Origin of the sequence: Psychrobacter namhaensis, from assembly GCF_016107545.1 — a bacterium.
GTDB lineage: Bacteria > Pseudomonadota > Gammaproteobacteria > Pseudomonadales > Moraxellaceae > Psychrobacter > Psychrobacter namhaensis.
Genome location: NZ_JABASS010000008.1, coordinates 75,393 through 94,490 on the forward strand (window position 1 = coordinate 75,393; position 19,098 = coordinate 94,490).

At 44.4% G+C, this 19,098-nt stretch carries 18 protein-coding genes; 8 read left to right on the forward strand and 10 right to left on the reverse strand.

Annotation, left to right across the window (positions count from 1 at the left end; all coding sequences use genetic code 11):
• The first annotated feature begins 187 nt into the window (after nucleotides 1-187).
• Genes JFC06_RS07795 through JFC06_RS07805 form a run of 3 tightly spaced genes read left to right on the forward strand, consistent with a single transcriptional unit; the run spans nucleotide 188 to nucleotide 3,669 of the window.
• Nucleotides 188-2,092 carry an ABC transporter ATP-binding protein gene (locus JFC06_RS07795; protein WP_198334588.1) on the forward strand — a complete coding sequence of 635 codons (1,905 nt, stop codon included), beginning with the start codon at nucleotides 188-190 and terminating at the stop codon, nucleotides 2,090-2,092.
• Nucleotides 2,093-2,146: 54 nt separating this feature from the next.
• Nucleotides 2,147-3,043, forward strand: a complete 897-nt coding sequence (locus tag JFC06_RS07800; protein ID WP_198334589.1) for an alpha/beta fold hydrolase — start codon at nucleotides 2,147-2,149, stop codon at nucleotides 3,041-3,043.
• A gap of 8 nt (nucleotides 3,044-3,051) precedes the next feature.
• A complete protein-coding gene (locus tag JFC06_RS07805) occupies nucleotides 3,052-3,669 on the forward strand; it encodes an alpha-ketoglutarate-dependent dioxygenase AlkB family protein (protein ID WP_198334590.1) in 618 nt (205 codons plus the stop codon).
• Here JFC06_RS07805 and JFC06_RS07810 read toward each other — a convergent pair.
• The 3 genes from JFC06_RS07810 to JFC06_RS07820 form a co-directional block, all read right to left on the reverse strand.
• Entirely contained in the window at nucleotides 3,662-4,666 is a 1,005-nt protein-coding gene (locus JFC06_RS07810) for an NADP-dependent oxidoreductase (protein ID WP_193005643.1), read from the reverse strand. The two genes, JFC06_RS07805 and JFC06_RS07810, sit on opposite strands and share 8 nt — an antisense overlap.
• A gap of 86 nt (nucleotides 4,667-4,752) precedes the next feature.
• Nucleotides 4,753-5,511 (reverse strand): endonuclease/exonuclease/phosphatase family protein, encoded by a 759-nt coding sequence (locus JFC06_RS07815; RefSeq protein WP_193005644.1) that lies wholly within the window; start codon nucleotides 5,509-5,511, stop codon nucleotides 4,753-4,755.
• A 201-nt stretch (nucleotides 5,512-5,712) separates the two neighbouring features.
• A complete protein-coding gene (locus JFC06_RS07820; RefSeq protein ID WP_198334591.1) occupies nucleotides 5,713-6,825 on the reverse strand; it encodes an AOC03_06830 family ribosome hibernation factor in 1,113 nt (370 codons plus the stop codon).
• Nucleotides 6,826-7,603: 778 nt separating this feature from the next.
• On the opposite strand from JFC06_RS07820, the gene JFC06_RS07825 reads away from it, so the two are divergent.
• The 5 genes from JFC06_RS07825 to JFC06_RS07845 all read left to right on the forward strand — a co-directional run bounded on the left by JFC06_RS07825 (nucleotide 7,604) and on the right by JFC06_RS07845 (nucleotide 12,402).
• Complete coding sequence (locus JFC06_RS07825) at nucleotides 7,604-9,805, forward strand: M3 family metallopeptidase (RefSeq protein ID WP_198334592.1); 2,202 nt, start codon at nucleotides 7,604-7,606, stop codon at nucleotides 9,803-9,805.
• On the forward strand, nucleotides 9,806-10,063 hold the full coding sequence (locus tag JFC06_RS07830) for a YheV family putative metal-binding protein (protein WP_198334593.1): 258 nt from the start codon (nucleotides 9,806-9,808) through the stop codon (nucleotides 10,061-10,063).
• Between the two features lie 140 nt (nucleotides 10,064-10,203).
• Nucleotides 10,204-10,752 carry a hypothetical protein gene (locus tag JFC06_RS07835; RefSeq protein ID WP_198334594.1) on the forward strand — a complete coding sequence of 183 codons (549 nt, stop codon included), beginning with the start codon at nucleotides 10,204-10,206 and terminating at the stop codon, nucleotides 10,750-10,752.
• 27 nt (nucleotides 10,753-10,779) lie between these two features.
• Nucleotides 10,780-11,343 (forward strand): hypothetical protein, encoded by a 564-nt coding sequence (locus JFC06_RS07840; protein ID WP_198334595.1) that lies wholly within the window; start codon nucleotides 10,780-10,782, stop codon nucleotides 11,341-11,343.
• Between the two features lie 144 nt (nucleotides 11,344-11,487).
• Nucleotides 11,488-12,402: a haloalkane dehalogenase gene (locus JFC06_RS07845; RefSeq protein ID WP_198334596.1), complete on the forward strand. Its 915-nt coding sequence runs from the start codon at nucleotides 11,488-11,490 to the stop codon at nucleotides 12,400-12,402.
• Nucleotides 12,403-12,524: 122 nt separating this feature from the next.
• Here JFC06_RS07845 and pnp read toward each other — a convergent pair whose 3' ends face one another.
• The 7 genes from pnp to JFC06_RS07880 form a co-directional block, all read right to left on the reverse strand.
• The gene (gene pnp, locus JFC06_RS07850; RefSeq protein WP_198334597.1) at nucleotides 12,525-14,627 is read right to left on the reverse strand and encodes a polyribonucleotide nucleotidyltransferase; all 2,103 of its coding nucleotides are present in this window, start codon (nucleotides 14,625-14,627) and stop codon (nucleotides 12,525-12,527) included.
• Nucleotides 14,628-15,334: 707 nt separating this feature from the next.
• Nucleotides 15,335-15,601, reverse strand: a complete 267-nt coding sequence (gene rpsO / locus JFC06_RS07855) for a 30S ribosomal protein S15 (RefSeq protein ID WP_045443035.1) — start codon at nucleotides 15,599-15,601, stop codon at nucleotides 15,335-15,337.
• A 367-nt stretch (nucleotides 15,602-15,968) separates the two neighbouring features.
• The gene (locus JFC06_RS07860) at nucleotides 15,969-16,142 is read right to left on the reverse strand and encodes a hypothetical protein (protein WP_198334598.1); all 174 of its coding nucleotides are present in this window, start codon (nucleotides 16,140-16,142) and stop codon (nucleotides 15,969-15,971) included.
• Between the two features lie 157 nt (nucleotides 16,143-16,299).
• The gene (locus JFC06_RS07865; RefSeq protein WP_198334599.1) at nucleotides 16,300-16,461 is read right to left on the reverse strand and encodes a hypothetical protein; all 162 of its coding nucleotides are present in this window, start codon (nucleotides 16,459-16,461) and stop codon (nucleotides 16,300-16,302) included.
• A gap of 79 nt (nucleotides 16,462-16,540) precedes the next feature.
• A complete protein-coding gene (locus JFC06_RS07870) occupies nucleotides 16,541-17,065 on the reverse strand; it encodes a type 1 glutamine amidotransferase domain-containing protein (RefSeq protein WP_198334600.1) in 525 nt (174 codons plus the stop codon).
• 351 nt (nucleotides 17,066-17,416) lie between these two features.
• Entirely contained in the window at nucleotides 17,417-18,502 is a 1,086-nt protein-coding gene (truB, locus tag JFC06_RS07875; protein ID WP_198334601.1) for a tRNA pseudouridine(55) synthase TruB, read from the reverse strand.
• Between the two features lie 9 nt (nucleotides 18,503-18,511).
• The gene (locus JFC06_RS07880) at nucleotides 18,512-18,901 is read right to left on the reverse strand and encodes a ribosome-binding factor A (RefSeq protein ID WP_193005656.1); all 390 of its coding nucleotides are present in this window, start codon (nucleotides 18,899-18,901) and stop codon (nucleotides 18,512-18,514) included.
• Nucleotides 18,902-19,098: the final 197 nt, after the last annotated feature.

Sequence of the window (19,098 nt, forward strand, 5' to 3'; positions counted from 1 at the left end):
TTTTGTCTTTCGGATAATAACAAGGGCTTGTGACTACAACGGCAGCGGTCAAATTACAATTAGCATGCAGGTCTAATTGCGAATTTTGCTAAAATAGTGCGCAACCCTAATAACAACAGTAAAGATTCAAAATAACGAGTAATGTCGTTGATTTTGGCGTACTGCTATTGATGTTTTATGACTGCCTATGAATGCTCTATTTCGCTTTTTTGAAAACCGCTTACCTGCGTTTCCTGAGACACCCATGCCGCTGCCGTCACCTCGTGATGGCATGCTAAAATTTATGTGGGCGTGTACCAAGGGTTTACGCGGCTGGCTATTGTTGTTCATGATTTTGTCTGCGGGTATCGGTATCTATGAGGCAATGTTGTTCGCTTGGATCGGTAATATCGTCGACTGGCTGGGCGTTTATACACCAGAGAATCTATGGCTAGAAAAAGGCGACATGTTGCTCTTGATGCTGGCGGTCATGATCCTGAGTCCCATATGGATTGCATTGTCATCATTTGTACATTTTCAGACCTTGCAAGGTGTGTTTCCAATGCAGATGCGCTGGCGTTTTCATCAGCGCATGCTTGGACAATCGATGCAGTTTTATCAAGATGAATTTTCAGGGCGCGTCTCAGCCAAGGTGATGCAAACCGCGCTGGCAGTTCGTGATACGGTGATGACCGTGACCGACATGTTTATGTATGTCACTGTCTATTTTATCACCTCAGGTGTCATCTTATTTAATCTCGACAGCCTGTTATTAATTCCGTTTATTGTTTGGCTCATCTTAGTTGCGCTCACTATTTGGTACTTTATTCCCAAACTCAAACAAACGGCCATTGTACAAGCAGATGCTCGGGCGTTAATGACGGGCCGTATTACCGACGCTTATGCCAATATCATGACAGTTAAGCTGTTTAGTCACTCGCGCCGTGAGCTGAGTTATGCCAAAAACGCCATGGGGCAGTTTTTAGGTACCGTTCATGCACAAATGCGCTGGGTCAGCTATTTAGAAGTCTCGACCCATCTTATCAGTGTGATTTTAGTCAGCGGCACGGTGGGTATTGGTTTGTATTTGTGGCAACAAGGAGCGGTTGGGGTTGGCGCGATTGCTGCCGCAACAGCGATGGCCCTACGTTTGAATGGTCTGACGCGCTGGATTATGTGGCAAACCGCCAGTCTATTTGAAAGTATCGGGACGGTACAAGATGGCATGCGCACCTTATCCGCTCCGCAGACGATCATGGATAAACCAAATGCGCCTGCCTTAAAAGTCACGGACGGTCATATCGTCTTTGATCACGTTGATTTTAGCTATGAAAACGACAGCGATGATGTTAAGGGCAAACCTGCCAATACCATCAATGCCCCAGCGTCACCTAACACTATCAAACTGCTCGATAACTTCTATTTGGACATCAAACCAGGAGAGAAGATCGGCTTGGTGGGGCGCTCAGGCGCAGGAAAGTCTACTCTCGTTAACTTATTATTGCGCTTTTTTGATGTGGATAGCGGTAAAATCCTGATCGATGGACAAGCCATCGATGAAGTCACTCAAGAGTCGTTACGCCAACAGATCGGTATGGTGACCCAAGATACCTCCTTATTGCATCGCACGGTCCGTGAGAATATCGCTTACGGTCGTCCTGATGCGACCGATGAGGAGATTATGATGGCCGCCAAACAAGCCCAAGCTTGGGATTTTGTTAAAGACTTATACGACGATAAAGGCAACACTGGTCTCGATACGCAAGTGGGTGAACGCGGCGTCAAACTCTCTGGCGGGCAACGTCAGCGTATCGCGATCTCACGTGTTATGCTAAAGAACGCACCGATTTTGCTGTTGGACGAAGCCACCAGTGCCCTTGACTCTGAGATTGAGTTTGCCATTACAGAGAGCCTAAATGATATGATGACGGGCAAAACGGTTATTGCAATCGCCCATCGTCTTTCTACTATTGCCGCACTTGATCGACTGGTGGTCATGGACAAAGGACATATTATCGAGCAAGGCAGCCATGATGAGCTATTGTCACTAAACGGTGTCTACGCACGGTTATGGCAACGTCAAAGTGGCGGCTTCTTAGGAGAAGACAGCTGATTAACCACCGTCAACTCTCATTAAAAAAGTCATTCACAAGGATGTGTTTATTTTATGGAAGCCTTTACAAATCGCATTCATCTTAGTGGTAAACAAGCGCGCTACTATGATTTAAACCAGCTGACTCAAACGTCACATTCCGGCACACGCACACGTGTCCCAGCGCATTTTTATGCGGGCAACAGCTTTACCGTGGGCACTTATACGCCACTGTTAAGTAAACTGGCGAGTGACTTTGATATAAGCTCGCTTGCTCTACGCGGCTATTGGTATGATAAACCGCAAAACCATCGCCTCACACGCGAGCAAGATGCGGATATTCTTATTGAGTTTTTAGAAAAGACACAGGATAAGCCTGTCGTTGGTATTGGCCATTCACAAGGCGCAACTGCCACAGCGATGGCCGCCGCCAAACGCCCCGAGCTATTTTCACAGCTCTATTTGATAGAGCCTGTGACCTTTACCAAAAAACAAGCGACGCTGTATAACTTGCTGCCACGTAAGCTTTTGCTACGCCGCGAGCCATTCAAGAGCACCCTAGCCAAACGATCTATCTGGTCAGACGTCAATAACTACTACGAGCATCTGCGCCGCCAACGGGCTTACAAACGTATCAGTGACGACCACTTACGAGTGTTTGCAGAACACAGCTTGACCAAAAACCCCGATGGCAGCTATGGGCTTACGTTTGCGCCAGAGCAAGAGCTGGCCAACTATTTTGCCGCGCCGCATATCGATGCAGCCCTTAAGCAGCTCAGTTGTCCGTATACTCTGATCACTGGCAAGCCAACTTTATTTATTAATGCAAAAGTGCGTAAACAGTGGCAAAAATTTGTGCCTGACAAAAGCATCATTTCTCTCCCAGACTATGGTCACCTGCTGCCGATGGAAGCGCCTGAACGGTGTGCACAAGTCATCATCGATCATTATAAAAACAATAAATATAGATAAGCCTAGCCATGACCGATCTTTTTGCTCCAGCTCCCACAGACAACTTATTGCCTTATGATGGTCAGGTGAGTGATCTAGGTATTATTATGGATAAACCTAATGAGCTGTATGACACCCTTTTAACTGAGCTGCCGTGGCATGCTGACATCGTCACACTATTTGGCAAAACCCATGTGACGACTCGCCAAATCGTCTGGATGGGGGCAGATGATGCAAGCTACCGTTATTCAGGGCAAGCGCGTCGCGCAATACCATGGTCAAACACCGTAGTCACCGTAAAACAGTATGTTGAGCAAGCCCTGTTAAAAGTGGGAATTTCAGCGAATTTTAACTCTTGTCTGCTGAACTACTATCCGTCTGGTGCGGACGGTATGGGGTATCATGCGGATGACGAAAAAGAGCTGGGAAATCAGCCAATCATCGCCTCTTTATCACTTGGCGCCACGCGCAAGTTTGTCTTTAAGCATAAAAAAACTCAAGATAAAGTCGAGCTCTATCTTGAGTCAGGTCAGCTGATCGTCATGCATGGCGATACTCAAACCTTTTGGAAGCACACCATCACTAAGACTAAAACCGTCGCGGCAGGACGCATCAGTCTCACCTTCCGGCAGCTCTCTTTTAACTAACTTTCAAAACGATTTTACCAAAAGCATCACCTTTTTGTAGCTCATGATGAGCCGCCACCACGTCCAATAATGGGTACGTTTGCTGAATTTTTAAGGTCAGCGTACCATCTGCAACGAGCTGTAAAACACGCGCCATATCTTGGCCACTACGCTGCGCTTTATAACCTGCCACGTCTAAAATTTTTTGCTCGCCTGCTTCTTTGAGCTTATCAACCCAAATGGTTGGTAACACATTCACGCGCCCGCCAGATTTAAGCACACTCAGCGCGCGAACGCCTGCCTCACCGCCCACCAAGTCGAGCAGCACATCAGCTTGCAACTCAGGAAAATCCCCATCCTTGGTATAATCAATCCAGCCTGTCAGCTTAGACTTATCTACTAGCTCATCGAGTTTGGCATATTTTTCTGGCGAGCAAATGACGGTGACTTTATTATTATTTTTAGTGACTTTATCCATTAACAACTGAATCAGTAAATGGCCGACCCCGCCCGCTGGCGCATTTATCACGACATGCTCGTCGTCTTTAATATCAGCAAAATCCACAAATTGTAGGGCGGTTTGTCCGATACAAGGCAGCGCACCCGCCTGCTCCAAACTGACAGTCTCTGGAATTTTTGCCAACAGCTTGGCATCGACTGCCACATACTCGGCATAACAACCCCCATTAAAGGTCAAAGCTGCCACACTGTCGCCAATCGCAAACTGCTCGCTGTTACTGCTCACAACCTCGCCTGCAACGTCAAACCCTAAAATGGCAGGCTGACCCTTATCGAATTTTTCTTTGCGAATATTGTCCGCGCCCCAGCCCTTGCCTTGGCGGGTTTTATAATCGACGGGGTTGATACCGGCATAGGCGACTTTGATCAAAACCTGATCATCCTGTAACTCAGGAATATCAACACCCTCCTGATACTTCATCACCTCAGGTTCACCAAATTCACGTATGAGTACGGCGCACTGGCTCGTTGGTAGTGGCTTGTTAGAAAGAGTAGACATCGTTATATATCCTTATATGCATCTGTTACTTTGTTGGGAAACCTCTATGATAATCTGGTGGCTATTTTAGTATTTTTTAAATCCTGTTATACCAGCGCCAGCTCCGCACTGATGGGCAAGTGATCTGATAATGTCGACCATGGCTTACCCGTATGCACCCATGCGTCTTTAACTTTTAGATTACGTATATAGATACGATCTAAACTCAGCACAGGCAGTTTGGCTGGGAATGTCGGCGATAGCTTGCCGTGACATTCTTTAAAGGCCTCGGTCATACCCAAGCTAGTGGCAAGCTTATCGCAAGACATCTTTTTCCAATCATTAAAATCCCCAGCCAAGATCAATGGCTGGTCTCTGGCTATCTCGTTGCGGATATAATTGGCAATGGCCTCATATTGCTTGATACGATCACGCTCAAACAAATTCAAATGCGCACACAACACGACCACAGGCCTATCCCACCCTACTGGCTGCACCTCACAGTGCAAGACACCGCGCTGCTCAAGTTTATTGACGGTGATATTGACATTGTGCTTTGGATCTAGAGGAAAACGGCTGAGTACCGCATTGCCATGATGACCATTTTCATACTCTGAGTTTTTACCGTAGCTGTTTTGCAATTGTAGATACTCACCAAACCATTCATGTTGTGATTGGTCGGGGTACTCATTGTATTGCAGATTGCGCTTGAGATTTTGACCTTGTACTTCTTGCAGACACAGCACATCAGAGCCGATGATATCAAGGGCTTGGGCAATTCCCTGAAGTTTCACCTGACGATTCATGGGCGACATGCCTTTATGAATGTTGTAGCTGGTTAGGATAAAAGAGGAGGTATTAGTCATAATGTTATTAGTCATAAACTCAGTATTTATAGCATAAGGGTTGATAGCTCTTCATCAAAATGATGATCAAAAGTAAATAAAAGTATAGAGGCCATTGATATAAAAAGAGCATTGATTCTTATCGAAACAATGCTCTCATATTATACCTATATTCTCTCAATGGCTAATTCGTCATTAACCATCATTCATAAATAGTACCAATTAGTAGCGAGTCACCAGAGCAATCGGTTGATCTTCACCCATGATATCTTGGGGCATAAATACCGCCTCACCGCCATTATGAATCACATGCTCAATGATTTCACCAACAGCGTCATCGGTGACGCCTTCTGCGCTAGCATCATCTGCCATACTCAGCGTTTGCGCCTTTTCATCGATAGTGGCAGGTTGCATATAGCCGCGACGGACATAGAGCGTCTCGCCCGCGCCTTGGAAAGCACTGCGATAAATTTCTTGTAAATCAGTCTGTAACATACTGGCGCCGCGAGCTTTATCAATCTCTCCCATGGCCGCTTGATGTAACGACGTACGATATCCTTCTACCGCTTCTTGGACGCTATCGACGATATGCTGAGCATTACCATCGTCTAAATTGGTCGCATTTGAGACGGTGGCAATGATGTTATCTGGACGGTCACAGACTTCTTTATAGTAGCCAATGTTTTTGGCATCACCGACGATGACAAGAGGCATTTTGTGCTCGCCCCACAGCTCTTGGACACTCTTATCTACTTGATTAAAGAATTCTTTTAAATGACTGCTTTCATTATTCGATGAGCGATCAGAACCCCCATCTCCGGTCGTGTACAGACCATTGTTCTCGATAGGAAACTGGATATTTTCCATATTGTTTTGGATATCATCATCTTTATCGAACTCTCTAATGACGCGATCATTGGAGGCTTCGATTAAGCGCGCATTGTCACGCGTCAGCACGACCGTGTAATAGTGCACCGAACTTGCCATATCACGAACCAAGTCACGAGTCGCAAAGCGATTTGAGATGATCACCCGCTCTTTTGTATCAATTGGCATACGAATGATTTGCACATCATCAGTACTCGCAAATATCGCTAAGGTATCAAGGTTATAGTTATGATTAAGCTCATTGGTCTTAGCATGGATATTGTCTAAAATTGTAGTCGCCGTCCGTTTATCATATTCGTTGGTCAAACGTTCTTCGACTACTTTTAATTGGTTTTTTAGGGCAATTGGATCTTGATCGTTGGCAGGATGCTCACGATGCGTCTTAACAAAGATACTTACCGCAGGATTGGCTTTGGTCTGACGTAAACTTTTGAGAGTCGCTTTCATATATAGTGCTCCTTGTTTTATTATCATTTACTCTTAACGTTATAATTTTTCTAGGTGTTAATGGTTTGGCTTAGCTACCACTTATCATTGTTAGGTTTAGAAATAAGTTTCTGTCCTTCTATTTATTGATAATTTTTAATCCTTCCTTTTTTATCTGACCGCTGATATGACACGTGATAATGACACTCTTTATAATATTATTGTCTTTTCACAATGCTTTTTTGATCACGCTATTTTTTAATGGCAGTGTTAGTAAACAGACACTGTTAGTATTTGAGTCAGTGGATTATTTTCGTATTCCATTACAATGATGCTAACAGTTGAACCTAAGCCGCTGTAGGGTTAATTTGCAAGCAAATGATAGCGCTTTGTAAGTAGAACAAACTATATTGTTAAAAGGTCAATCTAGCTTTTTTGGCGCTTTTTTGTGCAGCAATGCTCACTCTGCTCCGACATTGGCCTGATGCAGGTTGCATTCTTGCCAAATGAACCCATCTTTTATATACCTAATACGTAAAACTGTCGAAGATAAAAGAGATCAGAATCATTGTGCGCTATGTGTTTGGGCGGTAAGCCAGTACGCTAAAACGTTTCACTTTAAAATGTACAGTGCTGCTGAGAATGATTTTTCGACGCCTCTTGTGTGCATGTAAAACGCCGCACAAGTAGGGACAGTCATCAGCAAGATGTGCTTCTTTTATTTTCAACTACCTATGTGTGACACCTTATCTATTCAATAATAACCTACTCACTTATGACGATACTATCGGATACCTTTATGAACTCTATTTCTCCAGACTTACACCTCGTTGATTTTGCCAGTGCGACGCCAAAAACCTTACAAAATGAAGTCCTCAACGCGATCAATGCTGCCAATGCGTTTTTAGACCAAATGAGCGCAGCAACAGACCAAAGTAGTGATACGGTTGACATCAGTGCCGAACAAGCATTAGCGGATGTGATGACTTTTGATCATATGAATGTGGCATTGGATCGCAGCTGGGGTATTTTGTCACACTTAAATAGTGTCATGAGCAACGATGAGACCCGTCATGTACATCATGAACTGCTACCGAAGCTATCTGCTTATGGCACACGTGTGGGACAGCATCAGCCGTTATTTAGCCGTTACCAAACGATCATTAACGATGAGACGTTTTTTGCCTCGCTGTCACCCGCCCGTGCGCGAGCGGTTGAGCTTGCGCTAAGAAGCTTTGAGCTATCAGGCGTGGCATTGCCTAAAGCTGAGCAAGAAACATTTGCGGCGGTTCAAAGTGAGCTGTCCACGCTGTCAGCGGCTTTTTCTGATCATGTTTTGGATGCCACGCAAGCCTATGCGTTACCGCTGAATGATAAGCAGTTAGCAGGTCTGACCGAAAGTGGGCTCGCTTTATTGGCAGATGCAGGCGAACAATATAAAGCCCGTGAGCTTGCCTGCGGTGCACTGACACAAGATGAAATCGATGCGTTGCCAACCCCTTATTATGTGGCAAGCTTAAACATACCTGTCTATCTTGCTGTCATGACCCATGCTGACGACCGCAGTCTGCGTGAGACGTTGTACCGTGCTTATGTCACTCGCGCCTCTGAGTTTGACACACACACCAACAGCAAGGGCGAGTCCCTAAACAATGCTGATATCATGAGCCAAATTCTGCAACTGCGTGAGCAAAAAGCCCAGTTATTAGGTTTTGGTAATTATGCAGAGGTGTCGTTATCGACAAAAATGGCAGACAGCGTGACAGAAGTTGAAACTTTCTTACGCGATTTGGCAGCGCAAGCCACTCCGACGGCTGAACAAGATTTGGCCCAATTGCAAAAGTATGCCAGCGATTATGGTATTAGTGAGTTGCAGCCATGGGATAGCGCTTATCTTGCTGAAAAAGTCAAGCAAAGTGCGTTTAGCTTGTCGCAAGAAGAAATTCGTCACTACTTTCCACTACCAAAAGTCATTAGTGGCTTATTTGCGATTGTAGAGCGTCTCTACGGTATCAAAGCACAACCACAAAGCATCGATGGTACAGATAGCCAACCTGTATCGCGCTGGCATGACGATGTCCGTTTTTACCAGTTGTTCGATGCAGATGATCACTTACTCGGCGGTTTTTATTTTGATTTATTTGCCCGTAGTGGTAAACGCGGCGGCGCTTGGATGAATGGCTTTCAGGCGCGTTATCGCTATGAGGCACAAGGCCATCAGCAACTGCCGGTTTGCTTTATGGTTGGTAACTTCACCCCAGCCCTAGATGGTAAGCCAAGTTTGTTAACTCACGATGAGGTACTAACCTTGTTCCATGAATTCGGTCATGGTCTCCATCATTTACTGACGCAAGTGTCCGTTGGTGATGTCGCTGGTGTCAATGGTGTGGAGTGGGATGCGGTCGAGTTACCCAGTCAGTTTATGGAAAACTGGGCGTGGGATGCAGAAGGTATAGCGCTTATCAGCAGTCATGTCGAGACCGGTGACGCCTTGCCCAAGGACAAGCTTGATGCGCTATTGGCCGTGAAGAACTTCCAAAGCGGTATGCAAACGCTGCGTCAAATCGAGTTTGCGCTGTTTGACTTATTGATTCATGCACACACGCCAGCGCTGGATTACGAGGGTATATTAGCAACACTAACTTCAGTGCGTAGCGATATCGCTGTTATGCAAACACCGGATTATAACCGCTTCGCCAATGGTTTTAGCCATATCTTTGCAGGTGGCTATGCGGCAGGATATTACTCTTATAAATGGGCAGAACTACTCTCCGCCGACGCCTTTAGCAAATTTGAAGAAGACGGTATTTTTAATCCAATAACGGGTAAAGCGTTCCGTGACACCATCCTGTCAGTGGGTGGCAGTTTCCCCGCCAAGACCAATTTTGAAAACTTCCGTGGTCGTAGTGCCAGTATAGATGCCTTGCTGCGTCACAGCGGTTTTGCTAACGCTAATAATACCGAGACTGCAACTGCCCACGCTTCTCATGAGGAGGGCTAAATGCGCTATCAATCACCTCGCCCCAAGCGTCAATTCTTAGCCGGTGTTCGCTGCCCCAAATGTCAGGCAATGGATGCGGTGGTGCAAGTCAACATCGTGACGCCTGCGCCTGATGAGTATATCGAGTGCACGCAATGTGGTCATACAGAGCATCGTCCCGACCCTGATACCATCAGTGCCAAAAACCATCTTGAGGATCAGCTGACTCGTGATGCGATGACTACTGGTACCAGCGGTATAGTGAAGTTTAAGCCTTAAAAAGCCACCGTTAATGTGTTCAATCTCATTAACGCTGTGACCCTCAAGGTAACTTAAGCCTATCTAGCAATAGATAGGCTTTTTATTTTGAGTTTGCTATAGTATGTCTACTTACATTTTTGAACCAAATCGACCATCGTATGAATCGTAAAAAAATGCGTCCCCGCTCCACCAAATCATCAGAAAAACACTCAGCCAAACTCCGCCAAAAATGGTGGCTGCTTGCGGTATTGGTCGCGCTATTGGTCGGTTACTTTGCTTGGAAAAGCACCACGCCTGCGACTGATACCCTTCCTATCAAAAGCTCATCATCAAAAACTGAACAAACCAAAGCAGCGCCTTCTGCTAAGCCATTAGATAATGAAACAAACGATACGACGTTAAATGAAAGTGCGGCGCTTTCTGCCACTTCAAGTAGTCAAACACTGGATCCCAATACTAGCCGTCAAGTACTTGACGCCGACGCTATCTTAAACGCGCCACTGCCAGAAACGGACAGTCTCGCCAAAGAAGAGATTGATCGCTTAGAAGATGAGCAACAACGCTTGGCAGAACAAGAAAAGCTGGCTGCTGAACAATTAGCGATGAATAAAAAACTGACTGCTATGAAAGCCGAGCAAATTGCGCTACTTGAACAACAAATTGCAAAATTAGAAGCGGATAATACCGATCAGGCTGCGGTAGAATAAACCCATAACGTTTAGAAAGGGCTGGTGATGGCAACGCTACAATTAACACACGCCCCTATTTTAAATAGCAACGCGCAACTACTTATCCTCCCAGTCAACACCGCAGGCGTTTTTTTAGATCCTGTGCTGACCCGTACTAAGACCTTATTTCCCGATAATTACCAACGCTACTATCGCGCGTGCCGTGATGGTAGTCTCAATGTCGGCAGTTGTATGCTGCACAAACGCTCACGTGAGCAAGCTGGACTTGGGATCAGCAGTAATGGCAACCAACCCAGTCACATTGCCAATCTTGTGATATCCGATCACCCGTATCATCCCGCACGCGCGCGTTGGCTTACTGCCGCTTTACTTGACTTGCAACAACAACTTTTTCCTCTCATTCGCTATCAAGGTATTCGTAGAGCTGCTCTATTTGCACGTCCACTTGTTTTTGATAATACGTGCGACCATACCTCAGACGTTCCTAACATCACAAATCCAACTCCTTTGGACTGGCACACAGACACCTTGCCCTTATTGATTCAGTATCTGCAAGTGTTACCTAATTTGTCTATCGATGTGTATGTACCCAAATCTATTGAGTTTTAACGCTACATCGCTTTTTTTCTGAGGCACAACACGACCTTGAAGACCCAAAAAATTATGTCATCGATAATGGCTTCAATGCTATGCTAATTGTTGTTGTTTTTGAAAATGCACGATTACTATTCATCATCAGGATAAGGATACCCTATGAAAACGCTTAGAACCCCCGATTCATGTTTTGCAAACCTGCCCGATTATAACTTTGCGCCCCATTATTTGATGGTCGACGACAGCGAGGGTGGAGAGCTGCGTGTACATTATCTCGATGAAGGTCCAAAAGATGCCGATCCTGTGTTGTTGCTGCATGGCGAGCCTTCATGGTGTTATCTTTATCGTAAGATGATACCGGTACTGACAGCAGCCGGTCACCGCGTGATTGCGCCAGACCTCCCCGGTTTTGGGCGCTCAGATAAGCCTGCTGATCGTCATGATTACACCTATCAGCGCCATGTCGACTGGATGCAGTCCGTACTTGATCAGTTAGATCTAAAAAATATCACGCTCTTTTGTCAAGATTGGGGTGGTCTGATTGGTTTACGCCTAGTGGCCGAAAATCCAGACCGGTTTGCTCGGGTGGCAGCGGGTAATACCATGCTCCCTACAGGTGAATACGACCCAGGCGATAGCTTTCGCCAGTGGCAGCAGTTCTCACAAGAGACGCCGCAATTTCATGTCGGCAAAATCATTAATAGTGGCACCACAACCGAGCTATCGCAGGCAGTTATTGACGCTTACAACGCCCCATTCCCTGATGAGTCGTACAAAGAAGGGGCAAGGCAGTTCCCGATACTGGTACCGACCACCCCCGATGATCCTGCCTCAGCAAAAAACCAAGCCGCTTGGGGTGAGCTTGGCAAGTGGAACAAACCTTTTATCACGCTGTTTAGCGACTCCGATCCCATCACGGCTGGTGGCGCACGAATCATGCAAAAACTGATACCAGGTGCCGAAGGTCAAGAGCATACTACTATTGCCAACGGTGGTCATTTTCTTCAAGAAGATCAAGGCGAGAAAGTAGCCGAATTGCTGATTAAGTTTATTGCTGATAAGCCTAAGCGTTAAGCTGTAAAGACACTGTCCTCAAAGGACGACAAAATTAACACCCATAAAAAAACCGCTTTGAGCACTCATCACGAGCCTCTCAAAGCGGTTTTTAAATACCTAGACTTAACCAATTTTCAAAATTAGTTTTGCTCGATACCTTTCATCGTGAGCTTAATACGACCACGGTTGTCGACGTCTTGAACAAAGACTTTAACGATTTGACCTTCTTTTAAATAGTCTGATACATTTTCTACGCGCTCTTCTGCGATTTGTGAGATATGTACCAAGCCATCAGTGTTCGGTAAAACATTAACAAAAGCACCGAAATCTACGATACGAGCAACCGTACCTTCATAGGTCTTGCCAACTTCAACTTCAGCAGTCAATGCTTCGATTTTGCCGATAGCGGCTTTAGTTGCTGCTTTGTTTTCACCAAAGATACGAATCGTGCCACCATCATCGATATCGATGACCGCGCCTGTCTCTTCGGTTAGTTGACGAATCATCGCGCCGCCTTTACCGATCACATCACGAATCTTATCTGGGTTGATTTCGATAACGGCATAGTTAGGGGCATGCGCGTTGATTTCAGTACGGCTTGCTGGCAGTACTTTGTTCATGGCATCCAAGATGTGGATACGACCTGCATGGGCTTGCTTAAGCGCTTGCTCCATAATATCAGGCGTGATGCCTTCGATTTTGATATCCATCTGTAGTGCAGTGATACCGTCTTTAGAACCCGCAACTTTAAAGTCCATATCACCAAGATGATCTTCATCACCTAAGATGTCTGACAAGACAGCGAAACGCTCGCCTTCTTTCACCAGACCCATGGCGATACCAGCAACAGGTGCTTTTAATGGGACACCAGCATCCATCAATGCCAAACTGGCACCGCAAACAGACGCCATAGAAGATGAACCATTTGATTCAGTAATCTCTGATACCACACGAATCACATATGGGAAGCGTTCGCTGTCTGGTAGCATGGCTTCTACGCCGCGGCGCGCTAGGCGACCATGACCGATTTCACGACGTTTTGGAATACCTTCACGGCCTGTTTCACCAACAGAGAAATGCGGGAAGTTATAATGCAGCATGAAATGATCACGAATCGTACCACTGAGTGAATCAATCATGTTGACGTCACGGCTGTTACCAAGTGTGGTCGTAACCAAGGCTTGCGTCTCACCGCGAGTAAACAACGCTGAACCATGGGTATAAGGCAGGACACCGACTTGTACATCAAGGGCACGAACGGTTTCAAGATCACGTCCATCGATACGTGGCTTACCTGACAAGATATTGTCACGAACCGTACGATATTTAAGGTCGTTATAGATTTCTTTTAGCTCAGAGACAGTATCAGCATAGTTTTCTGATTCAGCATCACCAGCCATCGTATCGATAATCGATTGCTTAATCTCATCAAGTTTGGTATAGCGCTCTTGCTTATTGGTCGTGGTATAAGCGTCAGCCACTTGCGCGCCGAACTGCTCTTTCATACTGGCCTCTAAAGCTTTATCACGCTCAGGGGCCGTAAATTGCTGCTTAGCCGTACCAACTTCTTCTGCCATTGACGCAATGTTATCAATGACGATTTGCTGCTGCTGATGACCGTACAATACAGCACCTAACATCTGGTCTTCTGACAACTCTTTGGCTTCTGATTCAACCATCAATACCGCAGACTTAGTACCAGCAACGACTAGATCCAAATCACTACTTTCAAGCTGCTCAAGCGTTGGGTTAAGGACGTATTCACCGTTAATGAAACCAACACGGGCACCCGCAATAGGACCATTAAAAGGCGCATCAGAAATAGCCAAAGCCGCTGAAGCACCAATCATTGCGGCGATGTCTGCAGACTGACTCTTGTCAGATGACACCACGGTCGCTGTGATTTGAATTTCGTTCACATAACCTTCTGGAAATAGTGGACGAATTGGGCGATCAATCAAGCGTGAAGTTAAGGTTTCAAACTCGCTAGCACGGCCTTCACGTTTACCATAAGCACCTGGGATTTTACCCGCTGCATACATTTTTTCTTGATAGTTTACGGTTAGGGGAAAGAAGTTTTGGCCTTCTTTGGCTTCTGATTTTACAACAGCAGCGACTAGTACAGTGACGCCGCCCATGTGTACTAAAATAGAGTTTGCTTGACGTGCAACGCGTCCTGTTTCGATAACAACCTGTTGGTTACCGTACTGGAATTCACGCTTAATGGTGTTAAACATTGTCATATAATATTCCTAATGTTGGCTGACAAAAGTGATGGCCGCGTTATAAAAAGCGGACATCTGTCATTAAAATTCTTTGTATATAACCGCTCATTGATAGCCCTTCCTGTTAGAAACACATCAATTAGGGTCCATACCGTTACTTAGTTATCTATATCTGTGATAGACATCATACTATTCTATATATTTGGTCGTTCAATGTCGGTTTTATTATAAATACTGTCAAAAATGACTTCGTGGCAAAACCACCCCTCTATGGGGCTTTTTAACCGCTAAATTTCTTAGATTTGTCATTGCTACTCTATAGTGAGTCATTATAGCCGGATAGCCGCTGTATAAACGGTAGCCATGCTGTAAAATTACAAGATATTATTTTACAGTGATTTATAGGCGTTGACCAATTAATTGCAAAATAGCCCACCTAATAGACGGTATTCAGACGTATTGAAGTAAAAAAGCGTTAACTTTCTCGCTATCTGGCCAACTAACTATCATCTAGCAAATAGATCCAGTATCTCAGGCTATGGGGCTTACCATCCAATATTGACAAGCATAAAAAAACGGCGTGAAACTATTCCACACCGTTTTTAGAAGCAATCTATTGTACCAATATCAGCAAGCAAGTCCTAAGCGGTGTCGCAAAAAAACTGAAACGGTGCCACATAACGGCAGCTTTAGCTTTAGAAACCACTCGTCCCCTTGTCGCTATATTAACGACGTAGACCTAACTGGCTAATAAGGGTGGTATAGCGTCCAAGGTCTTTGCCTTTTAGGTAATCAAGCAGTTTACGGCGGGTATTAACCATACGGATTAGACCGCGACGGCTATGGTGATCAGCTTTGTGCGCTTTAAAATGGTTCTGTAGATCATTGATACGAGCACTTAATAACGCTACTTGCACTTCTGGTGAGCCAGTGTCGTTTTCGCCGCGCTGGTATTGAGCAATGATTTGTTCACGATCGGTATTAGTTAGCATAAATATCTCCGGCAATGCTAAAAACTTTAAGACAGACTCTCATTGAGTCATTTTTAAAGCAATAGAATAGTAAATAAAATAACTTGCACGCCATTCAGGACAACCCTGCATTACTAGAGTTGACCTAGTGTACGACAAGTTCGGTTAAAAATAACGCCACTTAAATTTTAAGATCAATGCAGTATAACTATTAACGCCAGCCTCTCACTAAGAGGGTGGGTTAGATATAACTTAGGACCTAAAATCTAATTTAAATGTGGCAGCAATTATAGCAAAAAACTGCTGAACTAGCAGCAGTTTTTCATCATACTTGAAAGATTATATTTAACTGTTAAAAAGGCATCAGAGACAGGTATTTTTTGCTTAATTATTTGTTGGTATCATCTTCTGTAGCGTTGCCACCTAACTCTTTATCTTCAAGCGGCGCAGTAGTGGCCTCAGCCAAACTATCAGGAGTCCGATCTTCACGAGGATTAATATCTTCTGCGAGCTGTTGAATCTCTCTTTCTTGTTCGTCTTTCTTGTTAGATACGTTACTCATAATGACTCCTAGATCGTTATTATTAAGCGATTTCTTTTATTTTTTAATATTGAGACTAGTTTTTGGAAAGCGTCAAAACCAATACTTGCTGAATCTCTACACTTCCAAGCTTAAAGCCAGCTAGCTTGTGTAAGATGCGACTGTCTTGTTTAAGATGCTATTTGTCTTCTTTTGCATTTTTTAAATTGTCAGCGATACGTTCTGCTGCTGCGTTCGTATCTTCTGTATGGTTGTCTTCTGTTTGACTCTTGAGTGCAGCCGTAGCAGACTCCGCACGTTGTTGTTCTAGTTTGGTATCATTTGGATTTGAATTAGCCATGGTAGTGTCCTTATTGTTAACTATAAACATTTTAAGTGAGTGTGTGAGGTAATTTCATGCTGTAAAGCAGTCAAAGCGTTTAAGAAAGTGCTTTATCAATCGCTTCAACGAAGTTTTTAATATCGTCTGGATTACGTGAAGTAATCAAATTACCATCTACTTGTACGGTTTTATCCACAAATTCTCCCCCAGCATTTTCCAAGTCAGTTTGTAACGAGTGATAGGCAGTCAATGTTTTGCCTTTAGCAATTCCTGTATTAATAAGGGCCCAAGGCGCGTGACAGATGGCAGCCAACAATTTGCCTGAATCATTGATACCATTAATAATACCGTGGGCCTCTTCGTTACCACGTAGAGTATCTGCATTAACCGTCCCACCTGGCAGCACTAACGCATCATAATCACTAACCTTTGCGTCTTTTGCAAAAATATCAGCAGTAAAAGTATCGCCTTTATTGACATCCTGCTGCATCGCTTGCACTTCTTTGTCTTTATTAGTAGTAATAAGAACCGTTTTATAACCTTTGTCTTTTAACTGGTTATTAACGTCTTCATATTCTGCTTGCTCAAAGTGGTTGTAGAGTAAAAAAGCAATCGTTTTCATAATATCCCTTCTTCTTTATAGGTGAATCGGTTATAAGCTATTTTTTATTAGATTTTTTATTAGATAATTATTTTCATTATTGTGTAGTTATAATTATTATTTAAAATAAATTTTTGCAAAATTCTTTTAATTATCAGATCCCATCCTTTGAACAAGTTTCCTTTTTTTCTTTTTTAACTTCCTACTATAATTATTTTTTATCCAGCTTTCCCTCGCTGACTTAATTAATGTACAAAAAAAACAGGTTCCACCATAGGCGAAACCTGCAATAAAATGTGACGATATGTGATTAGTGTAAACTGTTAGTAAGCTGTCAAAAGAGGAAAAAAAGAGGGGTTTAACCAAGCGCTCCTAACGTTGGATCAGCTTTTTGGGCTGTAATCGACCATTGAGACTGACCGCACCTAGACCAAGAAATTGCCCACCTTCATCTACCAAGCGTATATCCACAGGGATTTCGTGCGCTAATAATGGCGTTTTGTCTGTCCTGCTTTTAGCATCAAGGTTATCATCCACATCCGTAGCCGCTTCCATACTTGGATGAGCGATTTCGTCTTGCTCACTAAGTGTCTGGCTAGCAATACTTTTTAACACGTAATCTTTGAGATGAGCTGTTAGCTGTTCAAAGACGTTTAAGCGTTGGCCCATATGTACGCGGACACACTGTTCAGTGGTTAATGCCAACTCAGCGTCAATATCGATGCAAGCATCTACTGGCAGCAGGTGTCCTTGTCGCTGAGCAAACGCGGTTTCTTCTAACGCTGCTAGCGTAATGGCATTCTCAATTTTAAAGTTGCCCACTTGCGTACGTCGTAACGCAGTCAAATGCCCAACTGTGCCCATTACTTTAGCGATATCCTCACCCAGTACGCGCACGTAAGTACCTTTGGTGCAAGTCACTGTCAATTGAATCTGCTCGTCATCGATTGCTCTCAAATCTATTGCTTTGATCACAATGTCTCTTGGCGGACGCTCTACCTCAATACCAGCGCGGGCATACTCATACAGCTTTTTACCGTCTTTTTTTAAGGCGGAATACATCGGTGGTATCTGCTGCTGCGCACCTAAAAACTGCTGTGCCACTTTATCTAACAAGGCGTCGTCAAACTTTGGAATAGAGGCTTGCGCGACGGTTTGCCCATCTGCATCCCCCGTATCTGTCTGACTGCCGAGCAAAATAGTCGCTTGGTAAGATTTATCGGCATCTAGTTGATAGTGGCTAAATTTGGTGGCCTCACCCATACAGACAGGCAACAGTCCAGTCGCCATTGGATCAAGCGTACCCGTGTGGCCTGCTTTTTTGCTGTCATGGTTCGGTGACTTAAACAGATACTTCACCTTTGACACCACTTGTTGCGAGGTCATACCTTTGGGCTTATCTACTAAGATAACACCAGAGACTTTTATTTTATCAGCTTGCTTGGATGATGTAGACATAGTGGATGCTTACTCGTCATTCTCATTTTTTTCTGTCTTAGTGACTGCCTGATTAATCAGATCCATCATGTAATTACCACGAGCGGTGACTTCATCATAGTGAAAACGCAAGCGCGGCGTCGTACGAGTCTTTAGACTGTGGCTTAGCTCAGTACGTAAAAATCCTGCTGCTTTGTTGAGTACCTTAATACTCTCTTCGTGGTTGGTCTTGGTCATCGCATCGTTGAGCTCAGGCTCCATGATGGTGACATAGACATCGGCATAACCCAAGTCTGGGCTAACCTTGACGCTAGAGATAGTGACAAAGCCAGTCAGACGAGGGTCATTGACTTCATCACGAATAAGAACAGCAAGCTCACGCTGAATCTGATCGGCTAAGCGTTGTAAACGTTGGTTCATGTTATTACCTTTATTTGATAGGGCTTATTTTTCTTGATATAAAATTCTGTGTATTAGTCAGTTTAGTACTGATATTTGCTAAAAAAGGCCTAGCAGGATGTACCTGTTAGGCCTAAGTACAGCTAGATACTAAAGGACAATCTCATATACTAAGCTGATTAAGCACCTTGTATGATGAGATAGCCCATATCGAACAG

Excerpts from the sequence above, each read along its gene's own strand:
- JFC06_RS07860 (WP_198334598.1), bottom strand. The coding sequence starts at position 16,142 with ATGAGTAACGTATCTAACAAGAAAGACGAACAAGAAAGAGAGATTCAA.
- JFC06_RS07880 (WP_193005656.1), bottom strand. The coding sequence starts at position 18,901 with ATGAACCAACGTTTACAACGCTTAGCCGATCAGATTCAGCGTGAGCTT.
- JFC06_RS07870 (WP_198334600.1), bottom strand. The coding sequence starts at position 17,065 with ATGAAAACGATTGCTTTTTTACTCTACAACCACTTTGAGCAAGCAGAA.
- JFC06_RS07815 (WP_193005644.1), bottom strand. The coding sequence starts at position 5,511 with ATGACTAATACCTCCTCTTTTATCCTAACCAGCTACAACATTCATAAA.
- JFC06_RS07845 (WP_198334596.1), top strand. The coding sequence starts at position 11,488 with ATGAAAACGCTTAGAACCCCCGATTCATGTTTTGCAAACCTGCCCGAT.
- JFC06_RS07840 (WP_198334595.1), top strand. The coding sequence starts at position 10,780 with ATGGCAACGCTACAATTAACACACGCCCCTATTTTAAATAGCAACGCG.
- truB (WP_198334601.1), bottom strand. The coding sequence starts at position 18,502 with ATGTCTACATCATCCAAGCAAGCTGATAAAATAAAAGTCTCTGGTGTT.
- JFC06_RS07805 (WP_198334590.1), top strand. The coding sequence starts at position 3,052 with ATGACCGATCTTTTTGCTCCAGCTCCCACAGACAACTTATTGCCTTAT.
- JFC06_RS07865 (WP_198334599.1), bottom strand. The coding sequence starts at position 16,461 with ATGGCTAATTCAAATCCAAATGATACCAAACTAGAACAACAACGTGCG.
- JFC06_RS07830 (WP_198334593.1), top strand. The coding sequence starts at position 9,806 with ATGCGCTATCAATCACCTCGCCCCAAGCGTCAATTCTTAGCCGGTGTT.
- JFC06_RS07820 (WP_198334591.1), bottom strand. The coding sequence starts at position 6,825 with ATGAAAGCGACTCTCAAAAGTTTACGTCAGACCAAAGCCAATCCTGCG.
- JFC06_RS07825 (WP_198334592.1), top strand. The coding sequence starts at position 7,604 with ATGAACTCTATTTCTCCAGACTTACACCTCGTTGATTTTGCCAGTGCG.
- rpsO (WP_045443035.1), bottom strand. The coding sequence starts at position 15,601 with ATGCTAACTAATACCGATCGTGAACAAATCATTGCTCAATACCAGCGC.
- JFC06_RS07810 (WP_193005643.1), bottom strand. The coding sequence starts at position 4,666 with ATGTCTACTCTTTCTAACAAGCCACTACCAACGAGCCAGTGCGCCGTA.
- JFC06_RS07800 (WP_198334589.1), top strand. The coding sequence starts at position 2,147 with ATGGAAGCCTTTACAAATCGCATTCATCTTAGTGGTAAACAAGCGCGC.
- pnp (WP_198334597.1), bottom strand. The coding sequence starts at position 14,627 with ATGACAATGTTTAACACCATTAAGCGTGAATTCCAGTACGGTAACCAA.
- JFC06_RS07835 (WP_198334594.1), top strand. The coding sequence starts at position 10,204 with ATGAATCGTAAAAAAATGCGTCCCCGCTCCACCAAATCATCAGAAAAA.
- JFC06_RS07795 (WP_198334588.1), top strand. The coding sequence starts at position 188 with ATGAATGCTCTATTTCGCTTTTTTGAAAACCGCTTACCTGCGTTTCCT.